We start from the raw sequence: 12253 nt of genomic DNA, 5'->3' as shown, positions 1-12253 counted from the left end.
CAAGATGGGGTGTATCTGCCCACTGCCAGATTTCAAGCTGCCGGACGGTTTCTCTTGGCTGAGTACATTTACACCATGCGCAAGGCGCGCAAAGCGCACGGCGACAAGGTGATCCTCGACGACGTCACCCAGAGCTTCCTTCCAGGTGCCAAGATCGGCGTCGTCGGCCCGAACGGCGCCGGGAAGTCGACCGTCCTGAAGATCATGGCGGGGCTGGAGCAGCCCTCGAACGGCGACGCGTTCCTCACCCCCGGGTACACCGTCGGCATCCTCCTCCAGGAGCCGCCCCTGACCGAGGACAAGACCGTCCTGGAGAACGTCCAGGAGGGTGTCGCCGAGATCAAGGGCAAGCTGGACCGGTTCAACGAGATCGCCGAGCAGATGGCGACCGAGTACACCGACGCCCTGATGGAGGAGATGGGCAAGCTCCAGGAGGAGCTGGACCACGCCGAGGCATGGGACCTGGACGCCCAGCTCGAACAGGCCATGGACGCGCTGGGCTGCCCGCCCGGCGACTGGCCCGTCACCACCCTCTCCGGTGGTGAGCGCCGCCGGGTCGCGCTGTGCAAGCTGCTCCTGGAGGCGCCCGACCTGCTGCTCCTCGACGAGCCCACGAACCACCTCGACGCCGAGTCCGTGAACTGGCTGGAGCAGCACCTGGCCAAGTACAAGGGCACCATCGTCGCCGTCACCCACGACCGGTACTTCCTGGACAACGTGGCGGGCTGGATCTGCGAGGTCGACCGCGGCCGGCTGCACGGCTACGAGGGCAACTACTCCAAGTACCTGGAGACCAAGGCGTCCCGCCTCAAGGTCGAGGGCCAGAAGGACGCCAAGCGGCAGAAGCGCCTCAAGGACGAGCTGGAGTGGGTCCGCTCCAACGCCAAGGGCCGCCAGGCCAAGTCCAAGGCCCGCCTCGCCCGCTACGAGGAGATGGCCGCCGAGGCCGACAAGATGCGGAAGCTGGACTTCGAGGAGATCCAGATCCCGCCGGGCCCGCGCCTGGGCAATGTCGTGGTCGAGGTCGAGCACCTCAGCAAGGCGTTCGGCGACAAGGTCCTCATCGACGACCTCTCCTTCACCCTCCCGCGCAACGGCATCGTCGGCGTCATCGGCCCGAACGGCGCCGGCAAGACCACGCTGTTCAAGATGATCCAGGGCTTCGAGCAGCCCGACTCCGGCACCATCAAGGTCGGCGACACGGTCAAGATCTCCTACGTCGACCAGAGCCGCGAGAACATCGACCCCAAGAAGTCCCTGTGGGCCGTGGTCTCGGACGAGCTGGACTACATCAACGTCGGCCAGGTCGAGATGCCGTCCCGCGCCTATGTCTCGGCGTTCGGCTTCAAGGGCCCGGACCAGCAGAAGGCGGCCGGGGTCCTCTCCGGCGGCGAGCGCAACCGCCTCAACCTCGCGCTCACCCTCAAGCAGGGCGGCAACCTGCTGCTCCTCGACGAGCCCACCAACGACCTCGACGTGGAGACGCTCTCCTCGCTGGAGAACGCGCTCCTGGAATTCCCGGGCTGCGCCGTGGTCGTCTCCCACGACCGCTGGTTCCTGGACCGCGTCGCCACCCACATCCTCGCCTACGAGGGCGAGTCCAAGTGGTTCTGGTTCGAGGGCAACTTCGAGTCGTACGAGAAGAACAAGGTCGAGCGGCTCGGCGCGGACGCGGCCCGCCCGCACCGCGCCACCTACAAGAAGCTGACCCGGGGCTGATCGATCTTGCGGCACCTCTACCGCTGCCCCCTGCGCTGGGCGGACATGGACGCGTACGGCCACGTCAACAACGTGGTCTTCCTCCGCTATCTGGAGGAGGCCCGTATCGACTTCCTGTTCCGCCCGGACAAGGACTTCCAGCAGGGGTCGGTGGTGGCCCGCCACGAGATCGACTACAAACGCCAGCTCGTCCACCGCCACTCCCCGGTGGACATCGAGCTGTGGGTCACCCAGATCCGCGCCGCGTCCTTCACCCTCACCTACGAGGTGAAGGACGGGGACGTGCTCTACGTCCGCGCCTCGACGGTCATCGTCCCCTACGACTTCGAGGCGGGGCGCCCGCGCCGGATCACCACCGAGGAACGCGAGTTCCTGGAGGGCTACCGGGACGACGAGGAGGAGGCCGTCGCCGCATGACGGTGCTCCATCTCGCCGACGAGGGGGAGGCGGCGGATCTCGCGGCCTTCCTCTCCCGGCTGCTCCACTACGACCGCTCCGCCGCGGTCCGCGTCCAGTCGGCCGGCACCACCCTCGCCGTCTTCGGCCGCCCGCCCTCCTTCGAGGTGCTGGCGATCCGCGCGGTCCGGCTGGCCAAACCGTATGAGAACGGGCTGAACAGCACCCTGGACGTGACGGTGTCCGCGGGGGAGCTGCTGGAGTCCGTGGACGAGACGGCGGCCACGGCTACCGTGCCGCGGTCCGTCACCGGCCCGCCCTGGGCCGGGGTCCTCCCCCCGCGCGGCGGCTGGCGTCCCGAACCCGGACTGCCGGGGCCGGAGGCGCTGTTCGCCCTGGTGCGGGCGGCGGTCGCCGAGTTCAAGGCACGCACCCAGGAACTCGCCCCGGAGCGGCGGATCCGGGCCGAACTCGACCGGATGGGCCGGGAGATCTGGTCCCGCACCGTCGGCGACACCGGGCTCCCGGTCCGCGCGGTGCACGCCGCCCAGTCCCTCGGCTTCCTGCGCCCCGGAGCACCGGGAGCACCGGGAGCGCCTGGTGTACCCGGAGTACCTGGAGTACCTGGAGTACCCGGAGCACCCGGAGTGCCCGACGCCTCCGGAGCACTCCGAGCACCCGGAGGGCCCGCCTCCGGCGACATCGCCCTCTTCGCCTCCGGCACCTGGCTGCGGCTGCGCACCGCGTACGGCTCGGTGGCGGTACGCCGGGTGGGTGCGACCCCGGGCACCTTCGGCCTCAGCGTCCGCTGACACTCCCCGGCCGGGGGTGCACGGATCCCCTCGGCCTCGTCAGCCCCCTCACACCCCCCTCACCCCCCCTCAGTCCCCCCGCTCCCCTCCGCTGTCGTCCGGCCGGACGGCGATGTGGTCCTGCTCCAGTTCCAGGGCCACCCGGTCGCGCATCCCGAGGGCGGTGGTGTAGTCGGCGGGGAGCTGGAGGCGCCCGGCCCGGTCGAGCATCGCGTACTCGCGGGCCACGACCGTCTCCTGCCCGGTCGCCGCGTCGATCTCGCTGCGCCGCAGCACCTCGGTGGAGGTCCGCCCGTCCCGGATGGCGACCGTGCGGCGCACCTCGGTGGCCACGGCCTGGTCGTGGGTGACGATCACGATGGTCGTGCCGAGCTGCTCATTGGCGTCGCGGAAGGCGCCGAAGACCTGCTCGGCGGTGTGGGAGTCGAGTTCGCCGGTGGGTTCGTCGGCGAGCAGCACATCGGGGTCGTTGGCGAGGGCGACGGCGATGGCGCAGCGCTGCTGCTGGCCGCCGGACATCTGGTGCGGGCGCCGGTCCCGGCAGTCGGCGACCCGGAGCAGCTCCAGCAGACGCAGGGCCCGTTCGGTCCGGTCGCGGCGGCGCGTGCGGGTGCCGGAGAGCTGCATGGGCAGGGTGACGTTCTGGGCGGCGGTCAGATAGGGGAGCAGATTGCGGGCGGTCTGCTGCCAGACGAAGCCGACGACCTCCCGGCGGTAGGCGAGCCGGTCCTTGGCGGTCATGGCCAGCAGATCGCGGCCGGAGACCCGTGCGGCCCCGGCGGTGGGGGTGTCCAGCCCGGCGAGGATGTTCATCAGGGTGGACTTGCCGCTGCCGGAGGCGCCCACCAGGGCCATCAGCTCGCCCTTGCGGACCAGCAGGTCGAGCCCCTGGAGGGCCTGTACCTCCACCCCGTCGGTGGTGAAGATCCGGACCAGCCGGTCACAGGCGATCAGGGCGTCGTGGCCGAACGCGGGGGCGCCCCGGGCGGCGGTGACGCGGGCCGCGAGGTCCGTGAGGGTGGGTTGTCGTTGTTCGGTGGTCATGGGGCTCCGAGGGCGGTGAGCGGGGTGAGGGCAGTGAGCGCGGTAGGGGCGGCAGGGACGGTGGGGGCGGCGGGGACGGTGAGGGCGGTCTCCGTCGTTTCCGTTGCCCGGGGGCGTGCTTCCGTTGGACGAGGGCGTGCTTCCGTTGCCGTGGGGACAGGGGTCTCCGCGCTCACCCCCCACCCCCCGCCCGCAGCTCCCGTACCGCCCCCCGCCGGGCCGTCCACCACGCCTGGGACGCCGCGACGGCGAGGGTCAGGAGCAGGACGCCGATGGCCGGTGCGGCCAGGGACACGGGGTCGGCGCGCAGCTCGGGCGCAGCCGTGACCACCTCGTTCGCGGGCAGGGCGAGGGAGGTCAGGTCCAGGCCGGGGGCGAGGACCTGGATGGTCGCCCAGCCGGTGAGGACCCCGCCGAGCGCCGCCAGCGCGGCCTGCGGCAAGGACTCCAGGACCAGCAGCCGACGTCCCTCGGCGCGGGTCAGGCCCATGGTGCGCAGCCGGGCCAGCAGCGCGGCGCGTTCGGGGGCGGCGCGCACCAGCGCCAGCAGCAGGGCGAGGGCGGCGAGCCCGGCGCCGGAGAGCACGGCGACGGTGTAGAGGCGTTCGACACCGGACTGGAGGGGGGAGTCGACGAACCGGTCCCGTTCCTCGGCGCGGAGCTGGACATGGGCGGGGCCGCCCCGGGCGGCGGCGCGCAGCGCGTCCCCGTCGACCCCGGCGCCAGTCACCAGGACCGCCGTCGGCCGGGCGGCGGCGGCGTCCAGCCCGGCGCGGTCCACGACGAGGAACTCGGTGCCGGAGACGGCCGGGGTGCTGTCGCGGACCAGCGCGATCCGGACGTCGACGATGCCGCCGTCGCCGAGCCGCACCGGGAAGGGCCGGGTGCCGTACATCTCGGCGACGACCGGCGAGGCCAGGGCGGGCAGCGGGTCGCGGGCGGCGGCCGGGCGGCGTATCGCGTCCGCGCCGAAGGCGCCGAGCCGGGTCCGGTCGGCGAGCGCGGCGTAGGCGGGGACGTCCACGGCGGCGAAGGGCACCGACTGGGTGGCGGCGTGCGGGCGGGCCTGGTAGTCGACGCTCAGCACGGTCGTGGAGGTCACCCCGGGGGCCTCGCGGATCCGGTCGGCCAGCCCGCCGGGCAGGGGTACGGTCGCCTCGACGCGGGCGTCGGCGCCGATGGCGAGCAGCGCCGCCCGGTCCCGGGCCTCCTGCACCCCGGCCACCACCGAACCCCCGAACGCGGCGGTGGTCAGGGCAACGGACAGGGCGAGCAGCGGCAGGACGGCGGAGGCGGAGCCGCGTCCGGCGCGGGCCAGCGCGAGATGCCCGAGCAGGCCGCGCAGTTGGGCGGCGGGCCGGGCCAGCAGCCGCAGCGGCAGCGGATACAGCCGGACCAGGACGAGCGCGGCGATCACCGCGACCAGCACGGGCGCCGCCGAGGCCAGTCCGCCGCCGTCGCCGTCCCCGCCCCGCTGGCGCAGGGTGACCACCGCCCCGGCGGCGAGCGCGACCAGGGTCAGCTCGGCGACCGTGCGGCGCCGGGAGGGGCGGAGCGCGGTGAGGTCGGCACGGGTGTCGTGGACGCGGACGCGGCGGTGGGCGGCGGCGGCCCGCAGCGGCAGGGCGAGGGCGGCGACGGCGGTGGCGGCGAGGGCGGCGAGCAGCGCGGGCGCGGTGCGGCCCGCCGGGATCAGCAGCAGCACGGCGCCCAGGGCGAGGGCCCCGGCGGGCAGGGCGACGACGGCCGTCTCCCCGAGCAGCCGCCCGGCGAGTCCGCGCAGGGCGGCGCCCCGGGCGCGCAGCAGGGCGAGTTCGGCGCGGCGCCGGTCGGCGGCGAGACCGCCCGCCATCAGCAGGACGACGACGGCGACCGTGCCGGTGCCGACGGCGGCGACGGCGGTCAGGGGGGCGAGGCCGGAGCGCAGCCGGTCGTAGCCGTTCAGGAGGTGATCGAGTTCGGTCACCGCCTGGGTGCGGTGGTCGGTGGCGTTGCGGGCCGCGCTGAGCCCCGGGCCGGACTCCAGGGCGGCGACGGCGGAGCGCAGTCGGGGCAGGTCGTGGGCGTGCAGCCGGGAGACGGTGGGCGCGAGGTTCCAGTAGCGGGTGGGGAGTCCGGCGGTGCCGAGGGTGACCGGGGCGGCCTCGGGGGCGAGGTGCAGGGCGCCGACCCAGTAGGTGCTGCCCTCGGGGTCGTCGGGGACACGCATCCGGGTCGGGGTGTGCAGCAGCGGGTCCGTCGACCAGTAGGCGCCCTCGGTGGCGCGGGGCGCGAAGACGCCGGTGATCCGGACGGCGAGCGGGTCGCGTCCGGCGCCCGGGACATGGATGACGGCGCCGGGCCGGATGTTCAGTTCCTTCGCGGTCCCGGCGCTGACGGCGGCCTCCACCTCCGGGGTCCCGGCGGTCACCGGCGACCCGGTGACCCGGGGCAGCCGCCCCGCCGTCAGGTCGGCGTGGTCGGCCAGCCCGCTCTGCGCGGCCAGCACGACCTTGGCGGGCAGCCCGCTCGGCCGCGGGATCCACGGCTCGGGCACCTCCAGCGGCACGGTGGTCCGCACCCCGTACGCGGATTGTCCCGGGTCGGGGACGAAGGGGGCCTCGGCGGCGGCCACGACCTGCGCGTACTGCCCGCCCAGGGTGCCGGGCCGCAGCGCCGCCTCCCGTTGGGCGGGCGGCAGGGCGGAGTCCGGGTCGGGCGCGTAGATCTGGACGGTGGACCGGTCGCCCCCGGCCCCGGCGACGGCCTCGCGCAGCCCGTCGTCCTGGTAGCGGTCCAGGGCGCGGGGGAAGGCCGCCGCGAGCCCCGCGACCAGCAGCACCAGCACCGCGAGCGCCCAGGCGGCGCCGGGCGCGGCCCGCAGCCGGGTCCGCACCCAGGGCGCGGCGACGCGCGTCCCCGGACGACCCCCGGACTCCTCACCGCCCCTGGACCCCGATCCCGACCCCGACCCCGACCCCGATCCCAATCCCGACCCCGACCCCGATCCCGACCCCGTAAGGGAATTCGCCCCCTTATGGGACCCCCGGCCCCACCCCAAGCCCTTCACTCCCCGCCCCCCTGTTCCCGCAGTGCCGCCACCGGATCCGTGCGCCGCAGCGCGAGTGCCGCCGTCACCAGCAGCGGCGCGAGCGCCACGGCGGCGAGCAGGACGGCGACCCGGCCCGGCGGAAGCTGGACCAGGACGTCCGGGACCGGCCGGGTGGCGCGGGAGGTCAGGACGATCAACGGCAGCACCGTCCGGGTCAGAACGATCCCCAGCACCGTCCCCACCAGCAGCGCGAGCCCCACCAGAACCCCCTGCTCGGCGGCGATGGTGCGGGCCAGTCGGCGCCGGGGCGCGCCCAGCGCCCGCAGTACCGCGAACTCGGCGTCCCGCTCCCGCAGCGACCCGGCCGCGCTCACCGCGAACCCCACCGCGGCCAGCGCCGCCGCCACCCCCGCCGCCGCGGTGAACGCCGCCTCGGGCCCGGCGCCGAACGGGTCGTCGCGCAGCCCGGCGGCGATCTCGTCCCGCACGACGACCTGCGAGGGATCGAGGGCGGGCCGGTCGCGCAGGGCGTCGGCGACGGCGGCGGGCGCGGCGGTGCCGAGCCACCATTCGGTGGGCATCAGGGCGGCCCCGTACCGGGCCTGGAGCTGCTGGTTGACGGCGCGCAGATCGACCAGGAGGCCGCCGCCGTCGCTGTCCTCGGGGGTGGTGGGCAGCGCGGACACCGTCCGGACGATGGTGACCCGGAGGGTCTGGCCGCCCAGGGCGATGTCCACGGGCTGTCCGACGCGGGCGCCGGTGGACTCCAGATAGCGGCCGGTGGCGACGGCGCGCAGTGCGGGCGGCTCGGGCTGCGCGACCTGGAGCCGCACGGTGACCAGCGGCGCGCGGGTGAACTCGTCGTAGAGATACCCGGTGCTGTAGGCGGCGGTCGGCGCGGCGCCGGGGACCAGTTGGGCCCTGGTGGGGAGTCTGTCGTCGGAGGGGTCGTCGATGGCGTCCTCGGTCTGGGCCCGCCAGCGCTCGGGCAGCGGCACCGGCCGCCGGGTCCCGTCGGCGGCGGTGACGGCCAGATCCCGTACAGCGAACCGGTGCTGGTCGGGCCGTCCGATGGGCTGGCCGACGGCCCATTCGACGGTGGTCAGGCGGAGCGCGCCGACCGCGCCGGTCAGATCGGCGGTGAGGACGTGCGGGCGCCCGTCGGCGGGCAGGGTCCCGGCCCGGATGTCGTACGGGACGCCGCTCGCGTCCAGGACGGTGACCAGGACATCGGTGCTGGTGCCGGACTCGGCGCCGCTGAGGGAGGCGGTGAGCCGGAGCGCGGTGGAGCCCTCGGGGAGCGCGGCACCGGTCGGCCGGTCCTTCGGGGCGAGGGGCGCGAGGAGGGGGCGGGCGGGTACGGGGGAGAGGTCGGGGCGCAGCAGCAGGGAACCGGCGGCGGCCCCGGTGTCCAGGGCGAGGACGGTCGCGGTCCGGCCGCCGGACAGGGACTGCTCGGCGCGGGTGCCGGGGGCGACGGAGTCGACGCCGGGCAGGGCGGCGTAGGCGAGGGCGCGGCCGGGTTCGGCCTCACCGGCGCCCAGGACCCGTACCGGGGCGCCCGCCTGGAAGTCGGCCTGGTCGTCCTGTGAGCGCTCCCACGAGGCACCCTGCCCGATGGCCAGCATGCCGAGCCCGATGGCCAGCACCAGCAGCAGCACCGGCCCGGCGCCGCGCATCGGACGCCGGCTGAGCTGCCAGCCCGCGAGCGCCGCCGCGACCCCCCGCCCGGAGGTGGCGCGCCGCTCGGCGAGCCGGGCCATCGGCGGCAGCAGCCGCAGGGTGAGCACGGTCCCGGCGAGCAGCGCCAGCGCGGGCGCGGCGACGAGCAGCGGATCGACCCCCAGGGAACCGGACGAGTCGGTGGCCGAGTCGGTGGCGACGACCCCGGAATCCTGCCCGGACAACTGCCAGTACGCGACGGCGGCCACCGCGAGCAGCCCCAGGTCGGCGCCCGCCCGTACCGCGCCGGGCAGGGCGCGGGCCCGTCCGGCGCGGAACCCGGCGGAGGCGAGCGCGGGCAGGGTGACGGCGAGCGCGCACCCCAGCGCGGCGCCGCCCGCGACCAGCCACACCCCCGGATCCCCGGCGCCGGTCACCTCCAGCCGCAGCCCGATCCGGTCCAGCGCGCCCTGCCCGGCCAGCAGCCTGGTGAGCGGCCCGGCGAGCAGCGGGGCGAGCAGCAGCGCGGGCAGGGCCAGGACCAGCGACTCCAGGGCCGCGTGCAGGGCGATCCGGGCGCGGGAGCCGCCGCGGGCGCGCAACAGCCGGGTCTCACCGCCGCGTTCGGCGCTGAGCAGCCTGGCCACCAGCAGCAGCGCGCACCCGGCGAGCAGCACGAGCTGGAGCGCGACGATCAGCAGGGTGGACCGGGAGACCAGGAGGGAGCGTTCGATCCGGTCGAGGACGGCGGGGAGTTGGGTGGTGGCGGCGGTGGTGCCGCTCAGTTCGGCCTTGCCGCCGAGCCCGGCGGGCCCGCTGACCGCACCGGCCCGCAGCGCGTCGATCCGTTCGGCGGTGAGGGCGGAGAAGTCGGCGGCGGCCAGCCACCCCGACTGCCCGGCGCTGAGCGCCGCGACCGCCCGCCCGTCGGCGAGCAGCGGCCCGTACGTGGTGAATCCCCCCTGCTTGACGCCCCGCCCCTGAAGCTCGTCGAGCTGCCAGTAGGGGGCGGTGGGGGAGGCGGGCCGGTAGACGCCGGTGATCAGGACGGCGACATCGGGCCCCTTGAGCCGGTCGGTGAGGGTGAGGGTGGCACCGGCTTCCAGCCCGAGCAACTCGGCGGCGGCCTGCGGCACGGCGGCTTCGACGGTCCCGTCGGAGGAGCCCTCGATCCGGCTGGGCAGCCGCCCGGAGACGACGGCCACGAGATCGGCGTCGATCGCGGCGAAGTGGGTCAGATCGGGCTCGTCCCCCGGCCCGGCGGCCCCCTCGGCGCGCACGGAGGCGGGCAGTGCGTAGGGCCCGGACCGCTGGAAGGTGCGCACGGTCACCGGCAGCCCGTCGAAGGTGCGCCGGGCCGCGTCCCGTACGGTGCGGTCGGCGGCCCCGCGCTGGTCGGCGGGGACGGTGGCCTTGACGATCAGTGCCGCGTCGGCGGCGTTGCGGTCCTCGCGCAGGGAGTGCCGCAGGGCGGCGTCGCCGATGGCGCCGGAGTAGGCGGCGAGCGTGGCGAGCACGGCCGTGGTCAGGACGACGGTGAGCAGCGCGGCGGCGAGCAGCAGCCGATGCGCCCGCCCCCGCCGCAGCACGAATCTGACGGCCCCCGTGAACCCCACCCCGTAGCCCCCCTGTGAACTGCCGAATCCCGGTGATGTTGTCAGAGGGGATGCGCGCGGGGTAACCGCCGGGAGTCGGGGCTTGACCGGATTGTGACCGAAAATCGGCGAAGACCGACCGGAATCCGAGCTTCACCCGATGATCAGGGCGTCGCTCGCTCTGCTCAGCCCGCGGTATTGATCATCGAGGCGGCGGCATAGGTCAGATACTTCCAGAGCGTCTGCTCATGCTCGGCGGAGAGCCCGAGTTCGTCCACGGCGACCCGCATGTGCTTCAGCCAGGCGTCATGGGCGGCCCGGTCGACGGCGAACGGGGCGTGCCGCATGCGCAGCCGGGGGTGGCCGCGGTTGTCGCTGTAGGTGGTGGGGCCGCCCCAGTACTGCATGAGAAACAGCGCGAACCGCTCCTCGGCGGGCCCGAGGTCCTCCTCCGGGTACATGGCCCGGAGCACCGGATCCTCGGCGACCCCCTGATAGAAGCGGTGGACCAGGCGGCGGAAGGTCTCCTCCCCGCCGACCTGCTCGTAGAAGGTCTGCTCCTGAAGCGTGCCGCGCGGAATCTCATTCACGCCCTCCATGCTCTCAGACAGGTCGGCGGAGGACTTGAGTCTTAGGTCCCGGCCCCTCGCCCCGGTACGCCAGCACATCGAGAAACTCCACGGGCCAGGGGGCCTCCCGCTCGGGCAACTGCGTCCGGAGCCCGGCGGCGGCGGCGAAGTCGACGACCTCGCCCCTCCCCTTGCGCATACCCCGGGCCCCGCCCCCCGGCGCCGGGCGCCACTGCAACCGGGCGCACAGGGAGGCGGTGGGCGGCCACAGGCAGCTCGGCACCTCCCGCGCCCACATCTGCTGCACGAACGGCAGCCGCGCGGTCCGCGCGAGATACCGGAGCCGTTCGATCGGCTCCACCTCGGAATCCCCCTCGCTCCGCTCACTCGGCCGAGGCGGCACGGCCCCCCAGGCCCCGTCCGGCCGCACCGGCGGCTCCTCCCCCTCCGCCATCCGATAAACAAGCAGATCAGCCTGCGGATCCAGCCCCGGAACGGGCGGCCGTCCGGCCCGCTCGACGACATACCCCGCCCCTCGCAGCGCGACGGCGACGGCATCCAGCCGGGCATCCCATCGAGCCCCGAGCCCTTCCCCGACCCTGTTCAGCTCCCGATCGGGGAACCACTGCACGACGACACACAACTCCGCCCCCCGGGGCCAGGCGCACTCCGGCGCGTACATGGCCCGGCACCACCCGTCACCGGAGTTGATGACGGGCCCCCAGACCTCCCGCCCGTCCTGCTCCCCGACGACGGACCAGTTGTCACCGAGCCCGAGCCGGTCCAGCTCGTGATTGACGACGAGGGGTCCGGTGCTGTTGGGCCGGTCGCGGTCGTAGAGGGGGCGTTCGGTACTGAACACGTGGGGGCTCCCTGCGGGGCTTGTGGGGGGTTGGGGGGACGGGTCACGTGTTCACGGTGCCTGGGTGGGGGCCGGGTGGAGGGCAAGGACACACCAGGTGGTGGTGGAGTCGGGGCTGACACCCCAGTCATCGGCGAGCGCGGCGACGAGGAAGAGGCCCCGGCCGTGCTCGTCGTCGGGGGAGGCGTGGCGGAGGGTGGGGGCGGTGGGGGAGCCGTCCCGTACGGCGATGACCAGCCGGTCGTCCCGGACGCGCATCCGGAACCGGATCTCGGGCCCGGTGCCGTGCCGGAGGGCGTTGGTGATCAGCTCGGTGGTGAGCACTTCGGCGGGGTCGATGAGGTGGGGGTAGTGGTGGCGGGTGAGGGAGGCCCGGACGATCCGCCGCAGCCGGCGCGGCCAGGCGGCGTCGGCGGGGGTGAGGTGGTGGGGGGTGGATGCGGGGTCGCGCGAGAAGGAGAGGTCGAGGGTGGGGGTGGTGGGGGTGCTGGGGGTGGGGGTGGGGGTGAGGGTCGGTGAGGTCATGCCGGTTCTCCGGTCCTGGGCAGGCTAGATCACTTGTT

General features: G+C 74.6%; 9 protein-coding genes. 3 read left to right on the top strand and 6 right to left on the bottom strand.

From position 1 onward, the window contains the following. Positions 1 to 54: 54 nt before the first annotated feature. Genes ettA through AB0O01_RS05695 form a run of 3 tightly spaced genes read left to right on the top strand, consistent with a single transcriptional unit; the run spans position 55 to position 2927 of the window. Positions 55 to 1719, top strand: a complete 1665-nt coding sequence (gene ettA, locus AB0O01_RS05705; RefSeq protein ID WP_365311173.1) for an energy-dependent translational throttle protein EttA — start codon at positions 55 to 57, stop codon at positions 1717 to 1719. 6 nt (positions 1720 to 1725) lie between these two features. Beyond that, positions 1726 to 2136: a thioesterase family protein gene (locus AB0O01_RS05700; RefSeq protein ID WP_365311172.1), complete on the top strand. Its 411-nt coding sequence runs from the start codon at positions 1726 to 1728 to the stop codon at positions 2134 to 2136. Beyond that, positions 2133 to 2927: a hypothetical protein gene (locus AB0O01_RS05695; protein ID WP_365311170.1), complete on the top strand. Its 795-nt coding sequence runs from the start codon at positions 2133 to 2135 to the stop codon at positions 2925 to 2927. The genes AB0O01_RS05700 and AB0O01_RS05695 overlap by 4 nt, the downstream gene beginning before the upstream one ends. A gap of 69 nt (positions 2928 to 2996) precedes the next feature. Here AB0O01_RS05695 and AB0O01_RS05690 read toward each other — a convergent pair whose 3' ends face one another. The 6 genes from AB0O01_RS05690 to AB0O01_RS05665 form a co-directional block, all read right to left on the bottom strand. After that, complete coding sequence (locus AB0O01_RS05690; protein WP_365311169.1) at positions 2997 to 3971, bottom strand: ABC transporter ATP-binding protein; 975 nt, start codon at positions 3969 to 3971, stop codon at positions 2997 to 2999. Positions 3972 to 4143: 172 nt separating this feature from the next. Beyond that, positions 4144 to 6846 (bottom strand): ABC transporter permease, encoded by a 2703-nt coding sequence (locus AB0O01_RS05685; RefSeq protein ID WP_365311168.1) that lies wholly within the window; start codon positions 6844 to 6846, stop codon positions 4144 to 4146. A gap of 170 nt (positions 6847 to 7016) precedes the next feature. Continuing rightward, positions 7017 to 10280: an ABC transporter permease gene (locus AB0O01_RS05680; RefSeq protein ID WP_365311167.1), complete on the bottom strand. Its 3264-nt coding sequence runs from the start codon at positions 10278 to 10280 to the stop codon at positions 7017 to 7019. Positions 10281 to 10444: 164 nt separating this feature from the next. Continuing rightward, positions 10445 to 10858 carry a globin gene (locus AB0O01_RS05675; RefSeq protein WP_365311166.1) on the bottom strand — a complete coding sequence of 138 codons (414 nt, stop codon included), beginning with the start codon at positions 10856 to 10858 and terminating at the stop codon, positions 10445 to 10447. A 4-nt stretch (positions 10859 to 10862) separates the two neighbouring features. Next, a complete protein-coding gene (locus tag AB0O01_RS05670) occupies positions 10863 to 11690 on the bottom strand; it encodes a hypothetical protein (protein WP_365311165.1) in 828 nt (275 codons plus the stop codon). Positions 11691 to 11741: 51 nt separating this feature from the next. Further along, on the bottom strand, positions 11742 to 12215 hold the full coding sequence (locus AB0O01_RS05665) for an ATP-binding protein (RefSeq protein ID WP_365311164.1): 474 nt from the start codon (positions 12213 to 12215) through the stop codon (positions 11742 to 11744). Positions 12216 to 12253: the final 38 nt, after the last annotated feature.

It is taken from the genome of Streptomyces sp. NPDC093252, assembly GCF_040683675.1.
Lineage (GTDB): Bacteria > Actinomycetota > Actinomycetes > Streptomycetales > Streptomycetaceae > Streptomyces.
Note: the sequence above shows the minus strand (reverse complement) of the source record. Positions and strands in the feature narration are given on the sequence as shown.

Bases quoted from the DNA above. Each gene is read 5' to 3' on its own strand.
- AB0O01_RS05695 (WP_365311170.1), top strand. From the start codon at position 2,133: ATGACGGTGCTCCATCTCGCCGACGAGGGGGAGGCGGCGGATCTCGCG.
- AB0O01_RS05675 (WP_365311166.1), bottom strand. From the start codon at position 10,858: ATGGAGGGCGTGAATGAGATTCCGCGCGGCACGCTTCAGGAGCAGACC.
- AB0O01_RS05690 (WP_365311169.1), bottom strand. From the start codon at position 3,971: ATGACCACCGAACAACGACAACCCACCCTCACGGACCTCGCGGCCCGC.
- AB0O01_RS05665 (WP_365311164.1), bottom strand. From the start codon at position 12,215: ATGACCTCACCGACCCTCACCCCCACCCCCACCCCCAGCACCCCCACC.